A 23,089-nucleotide genomic window follows, 5' to 3' on the forward strand; every position below is an offset into this window, starting at 1 on the left:
TTGCGGATCTGATCGATGTAGACCGCATCGGCCTTGCGCAGGATTTCCAGCTTCTCGCGGGTGATCTCGCCGGGGCAGCGGATGGCGAGGCCGGGGCCGGGGAAGGGGTGACGGCCAATGAAGCTGTCGGGCAGGCCCAGCTCGCGGCCCAGCTCGCGCACTTCGTCCTTAAAGAGGCCCCGCAGCGGCTCCACAAGTTTGAGGCCCATTTTTTCGGGCAAGCCGCCGACATTGTGGTGAGATTTTATGGTGACCGAGGGGCCGCCGGAGAAACTCACGCTCTCGATCACATCCGGATAGAGCGTGCCTTGGGCCAGGAACTCGGCACCTTCGATGGTATCGGCATATTTCTGGAACACGTCGATGAAGAGGCGGCCGATGATCTTGCGCTTGGTTTCAGGGTCAGAGACCCCTTCAAGCTCGCCCAAAAAGAGCTCGGATTCATTGGCGTGGATGAGGTTGAGGTTGTAGTTGTCACGGAACATGGTGGTGACTTCTTCAGCCTCATTCAACCGCAGCAGCCCGTGATCAACAAACACGCAGGTGAGCTGCTCGCCGATGGCTTCGTGCAGCAAGAGGCCGGTCACCGAACTGTCCACACCGCCCGAAAGTGCGCAGATCACTTTCTTGTCGCCCACTTGCTCGCGGATGAGGCGGATCATCTCTTCGCGGTAGGCGCCCATGGTCCAGTCACCCGTAAAGCCTGCCAGTTTCACGAAGTTTTCATACAGCGCCTTGCCATTTGGGGTGTGGTGCACCTCGGGGTGGAACTGCACCGCATAGAACTGGCGTGCCAGATCTGCGGTGATCGCAAAGGGCGCGCCGGGCGATGTGCCGAACACTTCAAACCCGGGGGCAATTTCGCTGACATGATCGCCGTGGCTCATCCAGACCTGCTCACGCCCCTCGTGGCTTAGGAACCAGCCGTCAAGAAAGGCCGGGCGCGCCGCCTTGGGCGCAACAAAGGCGCGGCCAAACTCGGCTTTGGCGTGCTCGCCCGCTTCCACCTTGCCACCCAGATCATGCATCATGACCTGCTGGCCGTAACAAATTCCGAGGATCGGAACCCCGAGCCGGTAGACGCTTTCCGGCGGTCGTGGAGACCCTTCGCGCATGACAGAGTCAGGCCCGCCTGAAAAGATGATGGCTTTTGGCGCAAGCTCCGCCAGCAGCGCATCGCTCACCTTTTGGTAGGGATGGATTTCGCAATAAACGTTCAGCTCGCGCAAACGCCGCGCAATAAGCTGCGTGACCTGGCTGCCAAAGTCGATGATCAGGAGGGTTTCATGCGTGATATTTTTCATGGTCTGGCTCTAGGGCAGCTTGCGGTGAAGGTCAATTCCCCCAAGGGAACGGGGCGCTGTTTTTCAAGCACGCGCGGGCAAGCCAGTGGCGGGGGCGGGTTTGCTTGTGGGCAATGTCGCTTTTCCCTGCCAAGGGGCGCAAAAGCGCCGCGCGGCGCGCGGGCTGCGGGCTATGAAGAGGCAGATTTTCCGAATGTCCCAGAATCGAGGATAGACTCATGACCGAGGCAGCAACAAAAAGACGTGGCCGTTCAGCCGGGGGCGGGGCCGCTCGGCGCGCCGAGCGCAGCGCCGTTTCCTTTGAGACAGCGAAATATATCGAGCGCAACATCCCGAATTTTGAGGTGCTCAACGAAGAAGCACTGGCCGTGATCGAGGCCAATGCCGAGACGATCCTTGAAGAGGTGGGGGTGAACTTTGTCGACAACCCGGCCGCGCTGGAGCGCTGGCGCGCGGCGGGCGCGGATGTTCAGGGCGAGCGTGTGCGCCTGCCCAAAGGGCTGGCGCGCGAGCTGATCAAGACCGCCCCGAGCGAATACACCCAACACGCGCGCAACCCGGAGCGCAATGTGGTGATCGGCGGGCGCAACCTTGTGCTTGCGCCGGTCTATGGCCCGCCCTTCGTGCGCGACGCAGCCGGCGGGCGGCGCTATGCCACGATGGATGATTTCAAGAAATTCGTGAAGCTTGGCTATATGTCAAAATGGCTGCATCACTCTGGCGGGACAGTGTGCGAGCCCACCGATGTGCCGGTCAACAAGCGCCATCTGGACATGTTGCTGGCGCATATGCAGCTTTCGGACAAGCCGTTTATGGGCTCTGTGACCGAGCCGAGCCGTGCGCAGGACAGTGTGGACATGTGTGGTATTCTCTTTGGCAAGGAGTTTGTTCAGGAAAACACGGTGATGACCTCGCTGGTCAACATCAACTCGCCGATGACCTTTGATGATGTGATGATGGGGGCGCTTGAGGTTTATGCGGCCAACAACCAGGCCTGCATCATTTCGCCCTTTATCGTGGGCGGGGCGATGGCGCCGGTGTCGGTTGCCGGCACGCTCACCCAGGTTTTGGCCGAGGTTCTGGCGGGTGTGGCCTATAGCCAGCTCTGCAAGAAAGGCGCACCGGTGATTTTCGGAGCCTTCGTAAGCTCGATTGACATGAACTCCGGCGCGCCGACCTTTGGCACGCCCGAAGCGAGCCTTGTGACCTATGGGGCGGGCCAATTGGCACGCCGGCTCGGCTTGCCGTTCCGCTCGGCGGGGTCTTTCTGCGGCTCCAAGCTCCCGGACGCGCAGGCGGCCTATGAAACCGCGAATTCGCTCAACATGGGGCTGCTCTCCGGGGTGAACTTCATGCTGCATTCCTGTGGCTGGCTTGAGGGCGGTCTGGTGGCAGATTTTGAGAAATTCGTCATGGATGCCGATCAGCTGGGCACGTTGCACCAGATGGCCAAGGGCATTGACGTGGGCGCGGATGCTCAGGCGATGGATGCGATCCGCGAAGTCGGGCCGGGCGGGCATTATCTGGGCTGCGCCCATACGCAGGCCAATTTCAAGACAGCGTTCTGGAAATCTGATTTGTTTGATTACAAACCCTTTGAAACCTGGGAAGACGAAGGCGCGCGCGACACCCGCCAGCTGGCAAGCGGGCGCGTTGAAAAGCTCCTGGCGCAATACCAGCAGCCAGCCTTGGACCCGGCCGTCAACGAGGCGCTTGAGGCCTATGTGGCAGAGAAGAAAGCCGCCATGCCGGACGCCTTCATCTAGGCTTTTTCACAGGCAAGAGACAGACAGGCCCCGATAGATTTCGGGGCCTGTTTTTTTGGGGGGGTCCCCAACGGTGCGTCGGATGTGGCTTCACGCAAGCCCTGGGCTTCGGCAAGCGTGGCGATGAGCACAGCCACATGGCGCGTGTAGCTGTAGCCTGCCACTTTCAGGCGGCGCGCCTCGTTGAGTTTGGCTTCCATGTCCAGCAGCTCCTCCAGCATCGGCAAGCAAGGGCGCAACCGGGGGTTGGGTATGTGCCCCACCACCTGTGGCAAATGGGCTTTTCGGCTGTAATGGCCAAGGCCGGAACAGGCCGCCTGAAGCAGCAACCGGGGGCGGCGCAGGGCCTGATAGCGCGAAAGCGGATCTTGCATGGGATACCTCACAACAAAGACAACTGGGTGTGAGAGCACGCTAATCAACTTTAACGGGTGTTGCGTGTTTTGGAATATCGCCGTGCGCAGGGTTTAGCATTGTTTAGAATTTATCAACAAGTGTTGCCAAAGTGTAAAAATTAACGAATGCGTAACCACACAAGTTTAGGTTGTGTAGGGTCTGTGGACAAAGTTGTGAGCAACCTGTGAGTAACAAGAGGGATCATTATGACCGTTTACCGCCTTGAGTTGGCTGACGAGGAGCGCTTTGGCGCCGCTCCGGGCCGCTGGCCAGCCTGGGTTCCCAGCTCGGCTCTGGCCTATCTGGCCCATACCGAGCTCGGGGTTTCGGTGCGTGCGCTCAGCCGCTTGAGCCAATGCCACCCCTCGACAATTTCCCGACAGATCAGCCGTTGGGAGAAGCTGCGCGATGACAGTCTGATTGATGAAGCCTTCACACATCTGCGCCCCAAATCTCAGACGCCAAAGCTGCGCATCAGCCAAGAGGATTCTGCTTTGAAAACTGTTATGACCCCTGAAAGTTCCTGTCTGCCCGACGATCAGACCTTTTTGGCCCAAGCGCGCCGGATCCTGCGCCGGATGTCGGAGCCGGGGGCTGTGTTGGCGCTTGCGACGGATATGGAAAAAGGCGTTGTTGTGCGGGAGACCGAAGCTGGCACAACCCTGCGCACTGCGGTTGTCGAGCGCGCTTTGGCACAGGCTCTGGCCATGAAGGACTGGATCGCTTGCGCCAAGGAGGGCCGGATCTTGCGTTACCGGATCACCACGGCGGGGCGCAGCGCGCTTGGCGAGATCCTGGCAGATGCGGAGAACCGCGCCAATGGCTTTGCCGAGGCAGGTGCGGGCTTTGATCTGGGCCGCGCGCATGAACGCCGGCAGCTGCGCGCGCGGCCGGGTGAAACACCGCTGATGATCCTTGCGCGGCGCCGGGAAAAGGACGGAAGCCGTTTTTTGAGCCCGCAACAGGTGCACGCCGCAGAACGGCTGCGCGAGGATTACGAGCTGGCACAGATGGTGGAGGGGGCCAGCTATGATTGGGAGGCGGTGATCGTGGCGGAACCCTGCACGGCACGGCGCAGCGCTGCGCCGCTGAGTGCGGAGGCCGCAGCCGACCGTGTGGCGGCGGCGCTGATTGCGCTTGGCCCGGGGCTGGGGCATGTGGCGCTGCGCTGTTGTTGCCAGCTGGAGGGCGTGGAATCAGCCGAACGCGGATTGGGCTGGTCGGCGCGCTCGGGCAAGATTGTGCTCAGGATCGCCCTTCAGCAATTGGCGCGCCACTATGAAAGCCTTGGGGCGCGCAATGCGATGATTGGCTAAACGGGGCTGGCGCTTGTTGCGTGACAGCCCCGCCGGATTTGGCTATGGGTAGGGCAACCGTAAGGAACTGCCTGTAAGGAACACCCCATGCGTGACCTGAAGATGCCCGACCAGCGCCACCCCGAAAAGGCGCGCAAGCCCGACAATGCCCAGCCGCGCAAGCCCAGCTGGATCAGGGTGAAGGCGCCGCAGGGCGATGGCTACAAGAAAACCCACGAGATCATGCGCGAGCACAAGCTCACCACGGTTTGCGAGGAGGCGGCCTGCCCCAATGCGGGGGAGTGCTGGAGCCAGGGCCATGCAACCATGATGATCATGGGCGAGGTTTGCACGCGGGCCTGTTCGTTTTGCAATATCGCCACGGGCAAGCCGCCGGAAGACCTTGATCCGTTCGAGCCCGGGCGTGTGGCCAATGCTGTTGAAAAGCTGGGGTTGAACCATGTTGTCATCACCTCGGTGGACCGGGACGATGTGGAAGATGGTGGGGCAGAGCATTTTGCCCAGACCATTCGCGCCATTCGCCACCGTGCGCCTGAAACAACCATCGAAATTCTCACGCCAGATTTTTTACGCTGTGACCCCAAGGTGTTGGAGGTTGTTGTCGCGGCAAAACCCGATGTGTTCAACCACAATTTGGAGACGGTTCCGGGGCTCTACCCCGAGGTGCGCGCCGGGGCGCGGTATTTTCATTCGCTGCGGCTGTTGCAACGGGTCAAGGAGCTTGATCCTTCCATTTTCACCAAGTCAGGTATCATGGTGGGCCTGGGAGAGGACAAACAGGCCGTGATGCAGGTGATGGATGACATGCGCGCGGCGGATGTCGATTTCCTGACGATCGGTCAATATCTGCAACCGACGCCCAAGCACCATGTGTTGGACCGCTTCGTGCATCCTGACGAGTTCAAGGCCTATGAAGCAGCCGCCTATGGCAAGGGCTTTCTCATGGTGTCGGCCACGCCTTTGACCCGTTCCAGCTATCATGCGGGCGATGATTTTGCGCGCCTCAAGGCTGCGCGCGAGAAGAAACTCGCTCAGAGATAAGAGTTGACGCCCCGGGGCCGATCCGAGCGCGCTCACCGCGGGCGTGCGGCCAGATCGAGCAGGTAAGCCGCGATGGCGGCGCGCTCGCTCTCGGGAAGTTTGGAAAGCGAGGCGATCACCGCAGCCATATGTCCGCCGGCGCTGTCAAAATCGGGTGTGAAACCGGTTTTCAGGTAATATGTCAAATCACGTTCGCCCCACTCCAGCGCATCAATGGGCGGAATGCGCCCGCGCCCGGTGGGGTTGGCCGCGCCGCTAAGCCAGGCAGAGGTTTGCAAGCCTCCCAACAGGTTGCGCGGCGTGTGACAGGCACCGCAATGTCCAAGTGCCTCGACCAGATAGCGCCCGCGCGCGAGGGTGTGCGCGTTTTCTGTGTCCAGCGGTGTCACCCAGGCTTGCTGGGCAAAAAGCTGTTTCCAAAGCCCCAATCCACGTCTGAGGGTAAAGGGAAAGGCCAGATCATGGGGCTCTGAGGGGCTGTCAGAGGCCGGCAATGTCATCAAGTAACTGTGCAGATCGGCAATATCCTGAAGCCCGCCCTCCCAGAGCGCCATGCGCCCATAAGAACTATACGGAAAGGCAGGGTAATAATGTTGCCCCGCCGGAGAGGTGCCGTAGATCATGGCATTGCCCAGATCGCGCACGGTCCAGCGGCCAATGCCATGGACCGGGTGCGCAGAGATATTGGGCGCGCGGAAAGTGCCGAAAGGGGAGGCAAAGCGCATTCCGCCTGCCAGCTCGGGGCTGTCACTTTGCGGGGCCATATGGCAAGATGCACAGCCGGCGGCGTGAAACACCAATTCGCCGGCCTTCGGGTGTCCGGTGAACCCGTCAAAGGCATCGGGGGGAAGCGCCTTGGGCGCGCTCAATTGCCAGAGCGCCAGCGCACAGAGGGCCGCAAGCCCTGCAAGCGGGACTAAAACACGACGCATAAGACACCCCGGGCTGTCACAAACATGGCCTCAGGATAGGCGCGCGCCTCAGTAAGTAAAGCGTTAAGCGTTTTCAGCTGGTTTGCGGCGCGTTTTCCAGAAAGCGCACGCAGCCTATGAAGGGCAGGTTGCGGTTGCGCTGTGCGAAATCGATTCCATAGCCGACCACAAATTCGTCGGGGATCTCAAACCCGATCCAATCGGCCTTTACGCCCGTTTCGCGCCGGGTGGGTTTGTCGAGCAGTGCGATGGTGCGCAGCTTGCGCGGTTTGCGGCTCTCCAGCAGGTGCAAGACATGCTCCAGCGTGTAGCCGGTGTCTACGATGTCTTCCACCACCAGCACATCACGGCCCTCGATCTGGCCACGGATGTCTTTGAGAATCCGCACTTCGCGCGATGATTCCATGCCATCCCCATAGGAGGAGGCCTCCAGAAAATCGACTTCAACAGGCATGTCCAGATCGCGCACCAGATCGGCGATGAAGACAAAAGACCCGCGCAAGAGCCCCACAACCACGAGCTTGTCGGTGTCTTTAAACTCGGTTTTGATGGCCCGGCTGAGCTCTTCTATCCGCGCCGCAATGGCCTTGGCAGAGATCAACTCGTCGATAACATATGCACGCTCAGTCATGCTTCCCCCTTGAATTCTGCGCGCCACCATACGAAATGGGGGGCCACTGTAAATGAGAATTCGCCGCAATATGCCCAAGCACGAAGAAACCCGCCTCTTGCCCTATCGGCCCGAGCAGATGTTTGCTCTTGTTGCCGATGTGGCGCGCTACCCTGAGTTTCTGCCCTGGTGTGCCGCTGCACGGGTGCGCACGCGCCGCCCGCTTGCCCAAGACGGCGAGGAGATGCTGGCTGATCTGGTGATCGGATTTCAGGTGTTTCGCGAGCGGTTTGGCAGCCGGGTGCGCTTGTTGCCCGAAGCCGGACACATCGAGACGGAGTATCTGGACGGCCCGTTCAAATATATGCGCTCGCACTGGTGGTTTGAGCCGGCCGAGGAGGGGTGCCGGGTACGGTTTGATGTGGATTTTGAGTTCAAGAACTTTCTGCTTCAAAAAGCCGGCGGCGTTTTCTTTTACGAGGCCATGCAGCGGATCGTGAAGGCCTTTGAGGCCCGTGCCAAGGCGCTTTACGGATGAGTGCGCTTGAGACGCTCGGGCAGTTTTATGCGCAGGCGCGGCTGGCAGATGTGCCAGAGCCCGCGCTGGACATCATGCGGCTATGCTTTTTGGATTGGATGATTGTTGGGCGCGCGGCCAAGGCAGATCAGGTGGCGCAGGCCATGCTGCAATTCGCCCATCACCAGAGGACAGAGGGCCCATCAGCGCTGTTTTTCGGAGGCAGCGCAGATCCGCGCAGGGCCTCGTTGGTCAATGGCACAATCAGCCATGCACTCGATTATGACGACACGCATTTTGCCCATATCGGCCATGTGAGCACGGTTGTGATTCCTGCGGCACTCGCGCAGGGGCAGGCCAGCGGCGCCTCCCTTGAGCAGGTTTTGCGCGCCGCGCTCTTGGGGGCAGAGGCGGCAACGCGGTTTGGTGTCTGGCTGGGGCGGGGGCATTATCAGATCGGGTATCATCAAACGGCGACGGCCGGAGCGATCGGAGCCGCTGTGGCTGCCGGGGCTGCGGCCAATCTTGCGGACATCCGGGGCAGCCTGAGCAATGTGGCGGGATTTGCTGCGGGGCTGAAAGCGCAGTTTGGCACGGCGATGAAACCTGTCAACGCGGGCATGGCTGCGGCCAATGGCGTGGAGGCGGTGCAGATGGCCATGGCGGGGTTGAGCGGCGCGTCAAACAGCCTTGAGGCCTTTGCGCAGATCCATCACGGGGAGCGAGACGATACAGCCTGGGACGCCCTTGGGCAGCGTTGGCTTTTTGAGGGGGTGACCCATAAGTTTTACCCCTGTTGTCACGGCACCCATGCCATGATCGAGGCCCTACGCCAGACGCTCCCCGGGGGGCCTCGGCCCGAAAAAATAACGGTGCGCACCCATCCACGCTGGATGAGCGTGTGCAACAAGCCCGAGGTGGCAGATGCGTTGGAGGCAAAATTTTCCTATCGCGCGTTGGCGGCTCTTTTGGTGCAAAACGCGGGCGCGACGGTGGATGAGGCTGCCTTGCAAGCGTTGTTTCCGCTCAGCGCAGAGACCCGCGCGCTCATGGGGCGGGTTGAGGTTCTTGCGCAAGAGAGCCTTGGCGAAGAAGAAGCCCATGTCACGCTCAAGGCAGAGGGGCAGCACCGGGTGGCGACGCATGACTTGCGTGCGCCGTTAAGCTTTGAGGCACGGCTTGAAAAGCTCATGGCCAAGGGCGAGGGTGTTTTGGCGCCGGGCCAGACCACGCAGTATTGGGAGATATTGGCGCGCGCAGATCTCTCGGCCCTGAGCGCGGCCATACGCGCGTGAGGCGGGCGCTTTGTGCGCCCGCGCCCTGCCGGTTATGAGGAGTGATCATAGGCCCGCTCGCCATGCACGGCGAGGTCAAGGCCGTTGACCTCGGTTTCCAGATCAACCCGCAACGGAGTGATGCGCGCGCAGATCTTGAGCAACACATAGCTCATCACAAATGTAAAGATGCCCACGATGGCAAGGCTGCCCAGCTGCGCAGCCCAGGAGCCGGCTCCAAAGGCCGCGATCATCAGCGTGCCAAAGATGCCCCCGACACCATGCACGGCAAAAACGTCCAATGTGTCATCAATCTTGAGCTTGTTGCGGGTCACCGTGACAGCTTCCTGACAAAGAATCCCGGCCACGGCGCCGATCACCAGCGCCTCGACAGGGCCGACATAGCCCGAGGCGGGGGTGATGCTGGCAAGCCCGGCGATGGTGCCTGTGACAAGGCCAACAAGCGAGGATTTACCGTATTTCAGCCGCTCCCAAAGCGCCCAGGTGAGCGAGGCCGTGGCGGCGGAGATATGGGTGACGGTCAGCGCCATGGCCGCGCCCCCATCTGCGGCCAGCTGAGAACCGCCGTTAAAGCCAAACCAGCCCACCCAAAGCATGGCCGCGCCAATAAAGACATAGCCGGGGTTGTGGGGCGGGGTTGTCTGGTTGCGCCGTGGCCCCAGGGCGACCGCAATCACCAAGGCGGCAATACCGGCCGTTTCATGCACCACGATTCCCCCAGCGAAGTCGCGCACGCCAGTCTCCCCGAAGATCCCGCCATCCGAGAGAAACCCGCCGCCCCAGATCCAGGCCACGACGGGCGCATAACAGAGCAGCATCCAGAGGCTTGAGAACAGCAGGACAAACCCAAAACCGATCCGCTCCACATAAGCCCCCACAATCAGCGCGGGTGTGATGATGGCAAAGGTCATCTGGAAGGCAAAGAACAGCACCTCCGGCAGGCTTCCGGACAAGCTGTCCGGGGTAACCCCGGTGAGAAAGGCCTTCCCCAACCCACCCCAGAGGGGGCTCGCCCCGCCAAAGGCAATGGAATAGCCCACAACCAGCCAGAGCACGCTCATCAGACAGGCAATTGCATAGACCTGCATGAAGACACTCAGCACGTTGCGCGCGCGCACAAGCCCGCCATAAAAGAGGGCGAGCCCGGGCAGGGACATGAAAAGGACCAGCGCCGTTGCGACGATGATCCAAGCTGTGTCAGCACCATTCATAATTGAACTTCCTTTGTTGCTTTGCCCCGCTCAAAGCCCAGCTCGGCCGCTGAAAAAACCCCCAGAGCCGCTGAAATTGCGGGCAGTTTGCAAATTGCACAATAAATGGGCGCTTTGACGGGTGTTTGCCTTAAAGCTGGGCGCTGTGTTAACGTTTGGCGGGCAGGGCCTGATCCAGCAGCGCCAAAGCATGGCGCGTGGCGGCGGCGCGCACGTCAGCGCGCCCAAGCGGGCCAAACTCGACGGTCTCTGTGTGGCACGGCGTGTCTTTTCGGGCCACGCCAAAGCAGATCCGGCCCTCTGGCTTGTGCTCGGAGCCTCCGGGCCCGGCAATGCCTGTGAGCGAAACCGCAAGGGTGGCCTCTGACTGCGCCAGCGCGCCCTCGGCCATTTCGCGCGCGATCTGCTCGCTCACCGCCCCAAAGGCTTGCAGGCTGGCCGGTGCAACCCCAAGCATCTGGACTTTGGCCGCGTTGGAATAGGTGATGAAACCGCGCTCAAAGACATCAGAACTGCCGGCCACATCTGTCAGTGCCGCGGCAACCAGCCCGCCGGTGCAGCTTTCTGCGGTGGCGATCTTGATTCCGTTGCGGCGCGCGCGCGCAAGCAAGCGAGCTGGCTCTGTCATGCGATAAGCCCGTGAAAAAGAGCTGCCGCCAGCATCACCGTCAGCGCTGCGGCCAGTCCGGCGATCATGTCATCCAACATGACCCCAAGCGCATCTGCGCGCCGGTCGGCCCAACCGATTGGACCGGGCTTGAGGATGTCAAAAAAGCGAAAAGCCAAAAAGGCCACAAGCCAGCCGGGCCAGAGCGCCAGTGCATCCACCCCGGCATGAGAGGCTCCCACCAGAACCGGCAGGAGCGCGACCCATTGGCCCGCAACCTCATCAATCACAACTTCGGACGGGTCGTGGGTGTCGCGGCCCTCAACCATCACGGATGTGGCCCACCAGCCGAGACAGAACACGCCGAGCACGCCCAGTGCCAGCAGCCATGGCCCGCCCAGAAGCGCAAGCCCATAGGCCGCAGGCAGAGCCGCCGCAGAACCCCATGTGCCCGAAGCCGGGCGCAGATAACCGATGTAGAAAAAGGTGCCCAAAAGGGTGGCAAGCGGCTTCATGGGCGCACCACAGTTGCGCTGGCCAATGCGGCAATCCCTTCCTCGCGCCCGGTGAAGCCAAGCCGTTCCGACGTGGTGGCCTTGACGGACACCCGGCTCTCCTCAAGGTTCATTATCTTGGCCAGGGTTTTACGCATGGCCAGCGCATGTGGGCCGATTTTGGGGGCTTCGCAGATCAGTGTGCAATCGACATTGGAAATCTCGTAACCGCGTGAACGCACCAGTTGGCAGGCGTGCGCCAAAAAGATGTGGCTGGGCGCCCCTTTCCATTTTGCATCCGACGGGGGGAAATGCTGGCCAATGTCACCTGCCGCCAGCGCACCATAGAGCGCGTCGGTGATGGCGTGCATCCCGACGTCTGCATCCGAATGCCCCAAGAGGGCTTTGCTATGGGCAACCTTTACGCCACAGAGCACCACATGATCCCCTTCGGTGAAGGCGTGCACATCAAAACCATTGCCAAGACGTATATCCATATTTTCTCTCAAGATCCGCTCTGCGCGGGCAAAATCTGCGGGGTGGGTGAGTTTCAGATTGTCTTCATCCCCTGTCACGATGGCAACTTCAAGCCCTGCGCTGCGGGCGATTTGCACATCATCCAAAAGCGCGGCATTTGCTGTGTCTGTCTGGCGCTCATGGGCAGACAGGATAGCCTCAAAGGCAAACCCTTGCGGCGTTTGGGCGCGAAACAGCCCCGCGCGCGGGTGGGCTGCGACCACTTGGCCGTCCTGTCCTCGCCAAAGCGCATCGGTGACCGGGACCGCCGGGGCCGCGCCCTGATGCGTGGCGAGAGCGTTGCAGACCGCCGTAATCACTTGCGCCGAGACACAGGCGCGGGCCGCGTCATGAATGAGCACATGGCTGTAACCTTCGCCGCGCAGGGCGCTCAGCCCCGCAAGCACCGAGGCGGCCCGGGTCTCACCGCCGGAAACAAAGCGGATCTGGGCCGGGAGATAGCTGCTGTCATCGGGGTGAATCACTGCGAGCACCGTGTCAATCATCGGGTGATTGGCAAAGGCGCGGTAGCTGTGTTCAAAGACGGTGCGCCCGGCCAAGCTGCGCCATTGTTTGGGCAACCCGGCCCCGGCGCGGGTTCCGCGCCCGGCAGCAACAAGTATGGCGGCAGTTTTCATCCGAAGTCCTCTGGTTGAAACGGTTTTAGCAGGACTCTGGGCAAGGGCAATGCGGTGAAAAAGAGTGCAGAGTGGTTAAAAATTGTGCAAAAGGGCTTAACCGCCCCCAAAGCGCGGTGGTAAATGCTTGAGACTGCCCAACAAACGGCCCTAGGCCTAAAGCCAATCAGAGAATAACCCATGTCCGAACACGCCCCAACCCCGACACCCAACCCGCTGGTTGCGCTTGCGCCTCTGGCCGGGATTACGGATGCCCCGTTTCGCGATCTTGTCGCAGGCTTCGGCGCGAGCTTTGTGGTGAGCGAGATGGTGGCCAGCCAGGAGATGGTAGAGGCCAAAGCCGGGGTGCGTGAGCGCGCCGAACTCGGACTCAGCGCGGCAAACACCGCCGTGCAACTTGCGGGATGCCAGCCCCACTGGATGGCAGAGGCAGCCCGCATGTTGCAAGACAACGGGGTTGGTGTGATTGATATCAATATGGGGTGCCCCGCCAAAAAGGTGGTGGGCGGGCTCTCAGGCTCGGCCTTGATGCGCGATCTGGATCATGCCCTGCGGATGATCGAGGCTGTGACGGAGGCGGTTTCTGTGCCGGTCACGCTCAAAACGCGGTTGGGCTGGGATGACCAGAGCCTGAATGCCGCAGCACTCGCGCAACGGGCCGAAGCGGCGGGCGTGGCGCGCCTTGTGATTCACGGGCGCACGCGGTGTCAGTTCTACAAGGGTCATGCGGATTGGTCGGCGATCCGACAGGTGAAAGAGGCGGTTGCCATTCCGGTGATTGCCAATGGCGATATCCGCTGTGCCCAGAGCGCGCGTGCGGCCCTTCGGGAGTCTGGGGCGGATGGTGTGATGATCGGACGTGGCGCGCAGGGAAGGCCCTGGCTCTTGCAACAGATTGCCCATGAAATATGGGGGGCAAAAGCACCGCAGCGCCCAAGGGGAGGCGCATTTTGCACTATGGTGGCGGACCACTACGAGGCTATGTTGAGTTTTTACGGGGACAAGCTGGGCACGCGCGTCGCGCGCAAACACCTTGGGTGGTATATGGATGAGGCAGGCACAGAGCCACAGTTGCGCAAACGCATACTGACTGAGCCGGCCCCGGCACAAGTGCACCGCTTATTGCCTGAAATTCTGACAGCAGGCGAGAGATACGCGGCATGAATGAGCACAAATATCTCTGGGCCGCGCTGCCTTTGCCGGCCGTGTTGGTGGATGGGAAGTTTTCCATACTGGCCCTCAACCCGGCGGCGGAACAGCTGTTGATGAGCTCTGAGCGGGCGTTGCGCGGACAGGTGTTGTTTGACGCTGTGTCTTTTGAAGGGGATTTGCGGGTGGCTTTTGAGCGCGCCCTGCGCGAGGACGCCCCTCTGTTTGTCAAGGATGTGGGCGTTGCGCGCGCCGGGCGGGTGCGTGAGCGTTGCGATTTGCAGCTCGCCCCCTATGACGCCGCTGCGCGCCAGATGTTGCTGCTGATCACACCCCTGACGCAGGGGCGCAGCCTGCCGCTGGCCTTGGGCCCCAAGACGGCGGCCCGTTCGGTGATTGGCATGGCCGAGATGCTGGCGCATGAGATCAAGAACCCATTGGCCGGGATCACCGGTGCGGCGCAGCTTCTGTCCATGGGGCTGAGCGGGGATGATCTGGAACTCACCGATCTGATCGTGGCCGAGAGCCACCGGATCGTGAAGCTCTTGGAGCAGGTAGAAGAATTTGGCAATCTCAGCCCGCCCCAACTTACGGCGGTGAATCTGCATGACGTGCTTGACAGGGCGCGGCGCTCGGCGCTGCTCGGGGTCGGAGCGCAGATACATATTCACGAAGATTATGACCCCTCCTTGCCGGAGGCCTGGGCAGATGCTGACCAGCTTTTGCAGGTCTTGCTCAATCTGCTCAAGAATGCTGCCGAAGCCACCGGGCCGGGGGGCACCATCCGTTTGCGCAGCTCTTATGAACACGGCTTCCGGCTGCGTACGGAAGAAGGGCTGGGGCCGCTTTTGCCGCTTCAGATCGAGGTGATCGACAACGGCCCCGGGATTGCGCCGGACCTGATCGAGCAGATCTTTGATCCGTTTGTCTCCGGGCGTGAGAACGGCACCGGGCTGGGCCTTGCGCTCACTGCCAAGATTATCACGGCCCACGGGGGGTGGGTTTCGGTGAGCTCAAAACCGGGTGAAACAATTTTCAAACTTTCGCTTCAGCGTGTGCCGAAGCCTTCAGAAGGAGCCTGAAAATGGACGGAACTGTCCTTGTTGCTGATGATGACCGCACCATTCGAACCGTGCTCACCCAGGCGCTGACACGGGCAGGTTGCAAGGTTCAGGCGACCAGCTCTTTGACCACGCTCTTGCGGTGGGTGTCCGAAGGCGCGGGGGATGTGGTGATCACTGATGTGATGATGCCGGATGGCAACGGGCTTGAGATGCTGCCCAAGATTGCAGAGGATAGGCCGGATATGCCGGTGATTGTCATCTCGGCGCAAAATACGATCATGACCACGATCAAGGCCGCCGAGGCACAGGCCTTTGACTACTTACCCAAACCCTTTGACTTACCCGATCTCATGAAGCGCACCGCCAAGGCGCTGGAAGTGGCCGGTGGGCGCAAATCTCGCAAGGCCGCTGGCCCTGATGCCGAGCCACAGGAGCTTCCGTTGGTGGGGCGTTCAGGCGCGATGCAGGAAGTTTATAAGCTGATTGCACGGGTGCTCAACGCGCAGTTGCCGGTGATTGTGACGGGGGAAAGCGGCACTGGAAAATCTCTGGTGGCGCGCACCATTCACGATATGTCGGACCGGCGGGCGCGCCCCTTTGTGACGCTGAGCGAGAGCGTCTTTGCGCGCGGCGCTGCACTGGCGGATGTGCTGGCCGAGGCCGGGACGGGGACTGTGCTGTTTGAAGACATTGCCGAGCTGCCTGATGCCTATCAGGTGAAGGCCGTGCACCTCATGGATGCGGCGGGCAAGAGCGGTCCGCGGTTTATGGCCAGCTCACAGGTTGACCTCGCGCTGGCCATGGCCGAGGGAAAGCTGCGCAATGATTTGTTTTACCGTCTCGACGGCGCGGTTTTGGCGCTGCCGCCCTTGCGGGCGCGGGTGGAAGATATCGGCCTGCTGGCCGAGCATTTTCTGTCAAAGACCCTCGCCAGCACCAATGGGGCCAACAGCTTTGCGCCGGAGGCCCTGGAGCGGATGCGGCGCTACAATTGGCCGGGCAATGTGCGCCAGCTTGCCAACACGGTTGAGCGCCTCGCCCTCACAGGCCGCACCAGCCAGATCAGCGAAAATGAGGTTGAGGCCGTCTTGTCAACGCAACCGGCGCTGGCACCGAGCTTGGGGGCGCTGTCGGATGAAAAGCTGTCAGAGAGTGTTGCCCGGCATTTGCAGCGATACTTTGACCTGCACGGCGATGCCTTGCCCGCGCCGGGGCTTTATGGGCGCATCCTACGGGAAATGGAAATGCCGCTGATTGAGATCGCCCTGGACGCCACTGGCGGAAATCAGGCGAAATGCGCCGATTTGCTGGGCATCAACCGAAATACGCTCAGAAAGAAGATCAGCGAGCTCGATATAAGCGTGACACGGCGGCGCAAATTGATGTAAAACCGCAACAGAAGCGTGGCACCCCTGCACCATATCGGGGAAAAGCCACCGTAAAAGGCGGTTGGGGAAGAATGCGTTACAGCAGAGCGGGAGGCCGATTTGGCAACCCGAGCACATAGTTTGACATGGAACAAGCTGAGCAAGTTGCGGCGTCTGCGCCGTGTGCAAAATTTTGCAACGCTCGGTCTGGTCACGCTGGGGCCGCTTCTTGTCTTGGCGACATTCCTTGTGTTTGGCCCGTTTGAACAGGGGGCTCGCTCGCCTGCACTGCGGATCGTCTTGCTCGCGGATCTTGTCTATGTCTTGCTGGTGGCGGCTCTCGTATTGCACCGGGTGGCCAAAATGATCTCTGCCCGCCGTTCCAATTCGGCGGGGTCCAATTTGCATCTGCGCTTGACGGGCGTTTTTGCCATCATGGCGCTCATTCCCACGGTGACCGTGGCGATATTTGCGGTGCTCACCGTCAATCTCGGGTTGGAGGGGTGGTTTTCAGACCGTGTGCGCCAGGTGGTGGGGTCATCGTTGGCCGCTGCACAGGCCTATGAGGGCGAGCATCGTGATAATTTGATGCGCAACGCACAATCGCTCGCGCGGGTGATCGATCTGGAGCATTCGATCACACCGATGATGCGCGATCCTGATCTGCGTGAGGCGTTGACTGTTGGCCAACAACGCTTTCAGCCCAACATGCGCGAGGCTTATGTCATTGATGGTGTGGGCGAGCTCAAGGCGCGCGGGGAACGCTCTTATCTGTTTAATTTTGAGCGCCCGACGGCGGCGCAGATCGAAGAGGCCCGCAGGGCCGGGATCGCCGTCATCCAGGATTGGGACAACAACGAGTTTCGCGCCATTGTGCCTTTGGCAACCTTTCCGGACAGGCTTGTCTATGTGAGCCGGGATGTGGATGGGCAGATTTTGAATCTGTTGAGTGAAACACAGGAAAATGTGCGCCTTTACAACCAGTTGGAGAGTGACCGTGGCACTGTCTTGTTCCAGTTCGGGCTTGTTTACCTGGGGTTTGCCGTGATCCTCATTCTGGCCGCTGTCTGGCTTGGACTGTGGTTTGCCGAGCGCCTCTCGCGCCCTGTTGGCCGCTTAACAGGGGCTGCAATGCAGGTCGGGGCCGGCAATCTTGACACACAGGTTCTTGAGGAGGAGGGCGATGACGAGATCAGCCAGCTAAGCCGCCTCTTCAACCAAATGACCCGTCAGCTGAAAGGCCAACGCGATCGTTTGCTTGAAAACACAGGCCAGATCGAGCTGCGCCGCCGGTTATTTGATTCTGTGTTGAGCTCGGTGACCTCGGGGGTTGTCGGGGTCGACCCGAAGGGGCGTGTGAGCTTTGTGAACCGCTCGGCCAAACGGCTGTTGAGCTGGCACGAAACCACCGAAGCGCCCGAGTTGCGCGTGGCTGTGCCCGAATTTGGCGCGTTGTTTGACAGCTTGCTGGACAGCCAAACCGGGATTGTGCAGGAAGAAATCAAGGTGACCCGCGAGGGCCAGCTTGAGAATCTTCTGGTGCGCATGTCTGTGCGCGAAGGGGAGGCAGGGCAGATTGAAGGCTATGTTGTGGCCTTTGATGATGTCACCGATCTTGTCAGCGCCCAGCGTATGGCCGCTTGGGGCGATGTGGCCCGGCGTATTGCCCATGAAATCAAGAATCCGCTCACCCCGATCCAGCTTTCAGCCGAGCGCATCAAGCGCAAGTTTGCCCGCGCCTTGCCCGCTGAGGATGCTGGCACACTGGAAGACCTCACCGGAGTTATCGTGCGCCAAACCAATGACTTACGGCGCATTGTTGACGAGTTTTCAAAGTTTGCCCGGATGCCCGAACCCGAGCGGCGCGCGGAAGATCTGACTGTTTTGCTCAGCGGGGCTGTCACCTTGCAAAAAGCGGGGCAGCCGGATGTGCATATCTCTGCGGATATGGGGGATGCGCCGCTTGAAGGGCAGTTTGATGCAACCATGATCGGGCAGGCCTTCACCAATCTCATCAAGAACGCCGGTGAAGCGCTCGACAGCCGACGCGATGAGCTCGGTGGCCGCTTTACGCCGCAAATCCGGGTGGTTGCTCAGCGGGTTGGTCATGAAGCGGAAATCTCCATTTCAGACAACGGAATTGGCTTGCCCGAAGATCGTGCCAAGCTGTTTGAGCCTTATGTCACCACACGCGACAAGGGCACAGGGCTTGGGTTGCCGATTGTGAAGAAGATCATCGAAGAGCATGGCGGAACGCTCAAGCTTGAAGATGCGCCCCTGTTTGACGGCGAAAGCCACCGGGGAGCCATGGCCTTGATCAGGCTGCCTCTGACACGGGGCGACGAGACAGAACCAGACATAGAAACTGCTGCGGTATGAGGGACACATGAGCGATATTCTGATTGTAGATGACGAGCGCGATATCAGAGAGCTGATTTCCGATATTCTGGAAGACGAGGGCTATGCCACGCGGCTGGCCGGCAACTCGGATGAGGCCATGAAGCAGGTCCATGATGCGCGGCCGGGGCTGCTGATTTTGGACATCTGGCTCAAAGACAGCAAGATGGACGGAATCGACATTTTGAAGGCGGTCAAAACCGATTATCCAGAAGTGCCGGTTGTGATCATATCGGGGCATGGCAATATTGAAATTGCGGTCGCGGCCATCAAACAGGGCGCTTATGATTTTATCGAGAAGCCTTTTAACATTGATCAGCTTTTGGTTGTGATCCGCAGGGCGATGGAAACCTCCCGACTGCGGCGCGAGAACATCCAGCTCAAGCGCAAAGACACGGTGCCATCAGAGATGATTGGCAGCTCTGCGGCGTTTCGCACCATGCAGGGCCAGCTCGACAAGGTGACCAAATCCAACGGCCGGGTTATGCTCACGGGGCCTTCTGGCTCGGGCAAGGAAACCGCGGCGCGCTATATGCACAATGGTTCCAACCGCGCAAGCGCGCCCTTTGTGACAGTCGCCTGCGCCTCTATCGAGCCAGAGCAGATGGAGCGGGTTCTGTTTGGCCGCGAAAGCGCGGAAAAAGGCGTGGAACTGGGGCTGCTGGAAGAAGCCAGCGGGGGGGTGATTTATTTTGACGAGATCGCCGATATGCCGCTGGGCACCCAGTCCAAGATCTTGCGGGTGTTGGTGGACCAGCAGTTTTTGCGCGTTGGGGGGTCCAACAAGGTCAAGGTTGACTTGCGGGTGATCTCGTCAACGGCCAAGTCGCTTGACACGGAGGTCGCTGAGGGGCGCTTTCGCGAGGAGCTCTATCATCGGTTGAATGTTGTGCCCATTGCGGTTCCCTCGCTTGAGGAGCGCCGCGATGATATTCCGATGCTGGCGGAGTATTTCATGGCCCTCTTGCAAAAAGAACAAGGGCTGGCCGCGCGCCGCCTTTCGGAAGACGCCCTGGCACTGTTACAGACCATGACCTGGCCTGGAAACCTGCGCCAGCTCAAGAATATGATCGAGCGCCTCTTGATCATGGGAGCGGGCAACGGCGACATCACTGGCAAGGAAATTTCCGTAAGTGAAACAACCCAAAGCGGCGATCAAGGCGGCAAGATCGTTTTGCCAAGTGTGATGGCCACTTTGCCGCTGCGCGAGGCGCGTGAAGAATTTGAACGTGAATATTTGCTCACCCAGATCAACCGGTTTGGCGGCAATATTTCGCGCACGGCGCAGTTTGTCGGGATGGAACGCTCGGCGTTGCACCGCAAACTCAAATCTCTCGGGGTGGTCACATCCAACCGCTCCGGCGCGCGCGTGGCCCTGTTAGAAGATGAGGAAGACTAAGGACCGCCAATCCTGAGCGCATGGGGCAAGACAAAGGATTGACGGCTTCCCGTGCATCTGGCACGACACCACTGGATCTGGTAGGGATACCCCATGAAAGTTATTATTTGCGGCGCAGGGCAAGTTGGCTGGCAGATTGCCCGGCATCTTTCAGGCGAGGCCAATGATGTCACAGTGATTGACAGCAACCCCGACCTTGTGCGCCGCGCCATGGACACTTTGGATGTGCAAGGCATTGCGGGGTTTGCTTCTTATCCGGATATCCTGGACCGGGCCGGTGCGCGCGACGCGGATATGGTGATTGCGGCCACCTATTCGGACGAGGTCAATATGGTGATCTGTCAGGTGGCCCACTCTATTTTTGCGGTGCCCCGCAAGATTGCGCGGCTGCGCTCGCAAAGCTATCTCACAGCGATCTACTCTGATCTGTACCGCCGCGACCATCTGCCGATTGATGTGGTGATCAGCCCTGAGCGCGAGGTGGCCGAAGCGGCGCTGCGGCGTTTGTCGGCCCCATCTGCCTTTGACATAGAAACCTTCATGGAGGGCAAGGTGCAGGTCCTGGGGATCCGGATTGATCTGGATTGCCCGGTGGTCAACACGCCTTTGCGCCAGCTCACAGACCTGTTTTCCACCCTGAAAGTGATCGTGATCGGGATCCGCCGAAAGGGACGCCTTTTTGCGCCCGAGGCGGGCGACCAGATCTTTGTTGGCGATGAGTGCTATTTGTGTATCGCTCGGGAAGATGTGCCCCGCGCATTGGAAGTTTTTGGAAAAACCTCGACCAAACAGGAGCGTGTGGTGCTTATAGGCGGCGGAAACGTCGGGCTTACCGTGGCCCAATCGCTTGAAAAGCACGAAACCCGCATTCGCGCCAAGGTGATCGAGCGCAACCGCAAAACCGCCGAGCAGGCCGCCGATGCGCTGGAGCGCACGATTGTGCTCAATGGTGACGGGCTTGATGTGGCGCTTTTGGCAGAGGCCAATATCGAGCGGGCAGATGCCGTGCTATGTGTGACAGATGACGACAAGACCAACCTTTTGGCCGCCGTGCGCGCCAAGAGTGAGGGCTGCCCGATGGCGATTGCGCTCATCAATGACCCGACATTGATTCCGCTGATGGGCCCTATGGGAATTGACGCCTATATCAACCCGCGCGCCACCACCGTCAGCTCGATCTTGCGCCATATCCGCCATGGGCGGGTCAAGGGGGTCTATTCGATCGGTGATGCAGAGGCTGAAATTATCGAAGCCGAAGTTCTCTCCACCTCGCCGATCTCCGGGCAAGCGGTGCGCGACATCAGTTTTCCGGAGGGGGTGCTGATTGGCGCTTTGATGAAAGGGGGCGAGGTGATCAAACCCAAGGGCAGCACACGGATCGAAGAGGGAGACGTGATTGTGCTCTTCGCCATGGCCGCCGATGTGCCTGAGGTGGAGCGGTTGTTGCAAGTCTCTATCGACTTTTTCTGAACGTGATGAACCGGCTGACAGAGATCCCGCTTTTCTTGCAGCTCACGCTGCTGGCGTCGGTCTCCATGTATGCCCCAGCGATCCATGCCTTAAGTTGGAACAACCACCATGAGGCCCGCAGCTTCTTTTATGCCGGCACTTTGGGGCTGTTTGTCTCAAGTTTGGTGGCCATCACTGTCCATGCCGGCGCGATGCGCCGCCGGGGGGGGCTGGGCAACCTTGCTGCTGTTGTGGCGGCCTATGTCTTCTTGCCTCTGATGCTGGCGGTGCCTTTTTATGAAGGGGTGCAGACCACGAGCTTTCTCAACGCCTACTTTGAGATGGTTTCGGCCTTCACCACCACCGGAGCACCGCTGTTTGAGCCGGGCCGGCTTTCTGGAACGATGCACCTGTGGCGCGCCCAAGTTGGCTGGCTGGGCGGGCTGTTTGTCTGGATCACGGCGGCGGCCGTTTTGGCACCCTTGGCGCTTGGCGGGTTTGAAGTGACCGCATCTGCGGAGCCGGGGCGGGGTGAGATGCCTCTGGACAACTATGTGCCACACAATGACCGAAAGCGCCTCATGCGGGGGCTGGAAGGGCTTGCGCCGCTCTATGTCGGGCTAACAGCCGTTTTGGCGACCTGCCTCATGATCATCGGAGACAGCCCCCTCGTGGCGGCCATTCATGCGATGTCAACACTTTCGACCAGCGGTATTTCCGCCACCGGCGGGCTGGAGGGCAGTGTCACCGGCCTCAGGGGGGAATTTGTCATTTTCCTGTTTCTCTTCTTTGCCTTGTCGCGGCTGACGTTTTCGGCCGATACCATCACAACCCGCCGTCAGGGGCTGCACAATGATCCTGAGTTTCGGTTGGGAATGTTTATTGTCGTGGGCGTGACCTTGCTGCTCTTTGTGCGCCACTGGCTGGCCTCGTTTGATATGGCCCAGGAGGAGAACCTGCGCGCGGCCTTGCGCGCGCTTTGGGGCAGCTTTTTTACCGTGATGTCCTTTCTGACCACCACCGGCTTTGAAAGTGCCGATTGGGAGGCGGCGCGCGATTGGTCGGGCTTGGGGGCCTCCGGATTGATGTTGCTGGGCTTGGCGTTGATTGGGGGCGGGGTGGCCACCACAGCGGGCGGCGTGAAGCTGTTGCGCGTCTATGCGCTCTATCTCAACGGCCTGCGCGAGATGGAGCGGCTTGTGCACCCCAACTCTGTGGGGCGTGCCAGCAATCAAAGCCGGCGGATCCGCTCGAAAGGGGCCTATATCGCCTGGATCTTCTTCATGCTCTTTGCGCTGTCCCTTGCGGTTGTGATGCTTTTGCTGACTGCAACGGGGGTTGAATTTGAGCAGGCCATTATCTTGTCGGTGGCCAGCCTTTCGACCACCGGGCCGCTTGTTCATGCTGCGGCAGAGACACCCATCCTGCTGGCACAATTGAGTGAGGCCGCAAAGCTCACGCTCTGTGCGGCGATGGTGTTGGGGCGGCTGGAAACACTCGCCATCATTGCAATGTTCAACCCAAGCCTGTGGCGCGACTGATACGCAGCTGCAACAGATTTGCCGCTCTTGGATGTTTTGGGGGTTTATTGTTCCGATTTTGCACGACATACTTAACAGCA

The 23,089-nt window shown here is 60.3% G+C and carries 20 protein-coding genes; 12 read left to right on the forward strand and 8 right to left on the reverse strand.

Features of this window, described 5'->3' with window-relative positions:
- Window positions 1-1,304, reverse strand: a 1,304-nt coding sequence (gene guaA, locus Q0478_RS07015) for a glutamine-hydrolyzing GMP synthase (protein ID WP_298677580.1), incomplete at its 3' end; no start/stop codon positions are given.
- A 218-nt stretch (window positions 1,305-1,522) separates the two neighbouring features.
- Here guaA and Q0478_RS07020 point away from each other — a divergent pair.
- Window positions 1,523-3,070, forward strand: coding sequence for a trimethylamine methyltransferase family protein (locus Q0478_RS07020; RefSeq protein ID WP_298677582.1), 1,548 nt, complete (start codon window positions 1,523-1,525; stop codon window positions 3,068-3,070).
- Here Q0478_RS07020 and Q0478_RS07025 read toward each other — a convergent pair.
- The gene (locus Q0478_RS07025) at window positions 3,067-3,444 is read right to left on the reverse strand and encodes a DUF6477 family protein (RefSeq protein WP_298677585.1); all 378 of its coding nucleotides are present in this window, start codon (window positions 3,442-3,444) and stop codon (window positions 3,067-3,069) included. The two genes, Q0478_RS07020 and Q0478_RS07025, sit on opposite strands and share 4 nt — an antisense overlap.
- 228 nt (window positions 3,445-3,672) lie before the next feature.
- Between Q0478_RS07025 and Q0478_RS07030 the strand changes: the two genes are divergently transcribed.
- Both Q0478_RS07030 and lipA read left to right on the forward strand, forming a co-directional pair.
- Window positions 3,673-4,782 (forward strand): DUF6456 domain-containing protein, encoded by a 1,110-nt coding sequence (locus tag Q0478_RS07030; RefSeq protein WP_298677587.1) that lies wholly within the window; start codon window positions 3,673-3,675, stop codon window positions 4,780-4,782.
- A gap of 87 nt (window positions 4,783-4,869) precedes the next feature.
- Window positions 4,870-5,823 (forward strand): lipoyl synthase, encoded by a 954-nt coding sequence (gene lipA / locus Q0478_RS07035; RefSeq protein WP_298677590.1) that lies wholly within the window; start codon window positions 4,870-4,872, stop codon window positions 5,821-5,823.
- 32 nt (window positions 5,824-5,855) lie between these two features.
- Here the strand turns inward: lipA and Q0478_RS07040 are convergent, their stop codons facing one another.
- Together Q0478_RS07040 and hpt are read right to left on the reverse strand one after the other, a co-directional pair.
- Window positions 5,856-6,755, reverse strand: a complete 900-nt coding sequence (locus Q0478_RS07040) for a cytochrome c (RefSeq protein ID WP_298677592.1) — start codon at window positions 6,753-6,755, stop codon at window positions 5,856-5,858.
- A gap of 73 nt (window positions 6,756-6,828) precedes the next feature.
- Window positions 6,829-7,386, reverse strand: coding sequence for a hypoxanthine phosphoribosyltransferase (gene hpt / locus Q0478_RS07045; RefSeq protein ID WP_298677595.1), 558 nt, complete (start codon window positions 7,384-7,386; stop codon window positions 6,829-6,831).
- A 70-nt stretch (window positions 7,387-7,456) separates the two neighbouring features.
- Here hpt and Q0478_RS07050 point away from each other — a divergent pair, with 70 nt between their 5' ends.
- On the forward strand, window positions 7,457-7,903 hold the full coding sequence (locus tag Q0478_RS07050; protein WP_298677771.1) for a type II toxin-antitoxin system RatA family toxin: 447 nt from the start codon (window positions 7,457-7,459) through the stop codon (window positions 7,901-7,903).
- Entirely contained in the window at window positions 7,900-9,177 is a 1,278-nt protein-coding gene (locus Q0478_RS07055) for an MmgE/PrpD family protein (RefSeq protein WP_298677597.1), read from the forward strand. Before Q0478_RS07050 ends, Q0478_RS07055 begins: the two co-directional genes overlap by 4 nt.
- A gap of 32 nt (window positions 9,178-9,209) precedes the next feature.
- Here the strand turns inward: Q0478_RS07055 and Q0478_RS07060 are convergent, their stop codons facing one another.
- The 4 genes from Q0478_RS07060 to Q0478_RS07075 form a co-directional block, all read right to left on the reverse strand.
- Window positions 9,210-10,388: an ammonium transporter gene (locus Q0478_RS07060; protein ID WP_298677600.1), complete on the reverse strand. Its 1,179-nt coding sequence runs from the start codon at window positions 10,386-10,388 to the stop codon at window positions 9,210-9,212.
- A 148-nt stretch (window positions 10,389-10,536) separates the two neighbouring features.
- Window positions 10,537-11,016 (reverse strand): CinA family protein, encoded by a 480-nt coding sequence (locus Q0478_RS07065; RefSeq protein ID WP_298677602.1) that lies wholly within the window; start codon window positions 11,014-11,016, stop codon window positions 10,537-10,539.
- Window positions 11,013-11,510, reverse strand: a complete 498-nt coding sequence (locus tag Q0478_RS07070; RefSeq protein WP_298677605.1) for a phosphatidylglycerophosphatase A — start codon at window positions 11,508-11,510, stop codon at window positions 11,013-11,015. Before Q0478_RS07070 ends, Q0478_RS07065 begins: the two co-directional genes overlap by 4 nt.
- Entirely contained in the window at window positions 11,507-12,643 is a 1,137-nt protein-coding gene (locus tag Q0478_RS07075) for a bifunctional 2-C-methyl-D-erythritol 4-phosphate cytidylyltransferase/2-C-methyl-D-erythritol 2,4-cyclodiphosphate synthase (RefSeq protein WP_298677608.1), read from the reverse strand. Before Q0478_RS07075 ends, Q0478_RS07070 begins: the two co-directional genes overlap by 4 nt.
- A 180-nt stretch (window positions 12,644-12,823) precedes the next feature.
- Between Q0478_RS07075 and dusB the strand changes: the two genes are divergently transcribed.
- From dusB to Q0478_RS07110, 7 genes are all read left to right on the forward strand, one after another.
- The gene (dusB, locus tag Q0478_RS07080; protein WP_298677611.1) at window positions 12,824-13,807 is read left to right on the forward strand and encodes a tRNA dihydrouridine synthase DusB; all 984 of its coding nucleotides are present in this window, start codon (window positions 12,824-12,826) and stop codon (window positions 13,805-13,807) included.
- On the forward strand, window positions 13,804-14,874 hold the full coding sequence (locus Q0478_RS07085) for an ATP-binding protein (protein ID WP_298677613.1): 1,071 nt from the start codon (window positions 13,804-13,806) through the stop codon (window positions 14,872-14,874). Before dusB ends, Q0478_RS07085 begins: the two co-directional genes overlap by 4 nt.
- A 2-nt stretch (window positions 14,875-14,876) precedes the next feature.
- The gene (locus tag Q0478_RS07090; RefSeq protein ID WP_298677616.1) at window positions 14,877-16,244 is read left to right on the forward strand and encodes a sigma-54 dependent transcriptional regulator; all 1,368 of its coding nucleotides are present in this window, start codon (window positions 14,877-14,879) and stop codon (window positions 16,242-16,244) included.
- 99 nt (window positions 16,245-16,343) lie between these two features.
- Window positions 16,344-18,602, forward strand: coding sequence for a PAS domain-containing sensor histidine kinase (locus Q0478_RS07095; protein ID WP_298677618.1), 2,259 nt, complete (start codon window positions 16,344-16,346; stop codon window positions 18,600-18,602).
- Between the two features lie 7 nt (window positions 18,603-18,609).
- The gene (locus tag Q0478_RS07100) at window positions 18,610-20,019 is read left to right on the forward strand and encodes a sigma-54 dependent transcriptional regulator (protein ID WP_298677621.1); all 1,410 of its coding nucleotides are present in this window, start codon (window positions 18,610-18,612) and stop codon (window positions 20,017-20,019) included.
- Between the two features lie 93 nt (window positions 20,020-20,112).
- Window positions 20,113-21,489, forward strand: a complete 1,377-nt coding sequence (gene trkA, locus Q0478_RS07105; RefSeq protein ID WP_298677624.1) for a Trk system potassium transporter TrkA — start codon at window positions 20,113-20,115, stop codon at window positions 21,487-21,489.
- 5 nt (window positions 21,490-21,494) lie between these two features.
- Window positions 21,495-23,009: a TrkH family potassium uptake protein gene (locus tag Q0478_RS07110; protein ID WP_298677627.1), complete on the forward strand. Its 1,515-nt coding sequence runs from the start codon at window positions 21,495-21,497 to the stop codon at window positions 23,007-23,009.
- The last annotated feature ends 80 nt before the right edge of the window (window positions 23,010-23,089 follow it).

It is taken from the genome of uncultured Lentibacter sp. (assembly GCF_937123735.1).
Lineage (GTDB): Bacteria > Pseudomonadota > Alphaproteobacteria > Rhodobacterales > Rhodobacteraceae > Lentibacter.

Bases quoted from the DNA above. Each gene is read 5' to 3' on its own strand.
- Q0478_RS07020 (WP_298677582.1), top strand. From the start codon at position 1,523: ATGACCGAGGCAGCAACAAAAAGACGTGGCCGTTCAGCCGGGGGCGGG.
- Q0478_RS07025 (WP_298677585.1), bottom strand. From the start codon at position 3,444: ATGCAAGATCCGCTTTCGCGCTATCAGGCCCTGCGCCGCCCCCGGTTG.
- Q0478_RS07030 (WP_298677587.1), top strand. From the start codon at position 3,673: ATGACCGTTTACCGCCTTGAGTTGGCTGACGAGGAGCGCTTTGGCGCC.
- lipA (WP_298677590.1), top strand. From the start codon at position 4,870: ATGCGTGACCTGAAGATGCCCGACCAGCGCCACCCCGAAAAGGCGCGC.
- Q0478_RS07040 (WP_298677592.1), bottom strand. From the start codon at position 6,755: ATGCGTCGTGTTTTAGTCCCGCTTGCAGGGCTTGCGGCCCTCTGTGCG.
- hpt (WP_298677595.1), bottom strand. From the start codon at position 7,386: ATGACTGAGCGTGCATATGTTATCGACGAGTTGATCTCTGCCAAGGCC.
- Q0478_RS07050 (WP_298677771.1), top strand. From the start codon at position 7,457: ATGCCCAAGCACGAAGAAACCCGCCTCTTGCCCTATCGGCCCGAGCAG.
- Q0478_RS07055 (WP_298677597.1), top strand. From the start codon at position 7,900: ATGAGTGCGCTTGAGACGCTCGGGCAGTTTTATGCGCAGGCGCGGCTG.
- Q0478_RS07060 (WP_298677600.1), bottom strand. From the start codon at position 10,388: ATGAATGGTGCTGACACAGCTTGGATCATCGTCGCAACGGCGCTGGTC.
- Q0478_RS07065 (WP_298677602.1), bottom strand. From the start codon at position 11,016: ATGACAGAGCCAGCTCGCTTGCTTGCGCGCGCGCGCCGCAACGGAATC.
- Q0478_RS07070 (WP_298677605.1), bottom strand. From the start codon at position 11,510: ATGAAGCCGCTTGCCACCCTTTTGGGCACCTTTTTCTACATCGGTTAT.
- Q0478_RS07075 (WP_298677608.1), bottom strand. From the start codon at position 12,643: ATGAAAACTGCCGCCATACTTGTTGCTGCCGGGCGCGGAACCCGCGCC.
- dusB (WP_298677611.1), top strand. From the start codon at position 12,824: ATGTCCGAACACGCCCCAACCCCGACACCCAACCCGCTGGTTGCGCTT.
- Q0478_RS07085 (WP_298677613.1), top strand. From the start codon at position 13,804: ATGAATGAGCACAAATATCTCTGGGCCGCGCTGCCTTTGCCGGCCGTG.
- Q0478_RS07090 (WP_298677616.1), top strand. From the start codon at position 14,877: ATGGACGGAACTGTCCTTGTTGCTGATGATGACCGCACCATTCGAACC.
- Q0478_RS07100 (WP_298677621.1), top strand. From the start codon at position 18,610: ATGAGCGATATTCTGATTGTAGATGACGAGCGCGATATCAGAGAGCTG.
- trkA (WP_298677624.1), top strand. From the start codon at position 20,113: ATGAAAGTTATTATTTGCGGCGCAGGGCAAGTTGGCTGGCAGATTGCC.
- Q0478_RS07110 (WP_298677627.1), top strand. From the start codon at position 21,495: ATGAACCGGCTGACAGAGATCCCGCTTTTCTTGCAGCTCACGCTGCTG.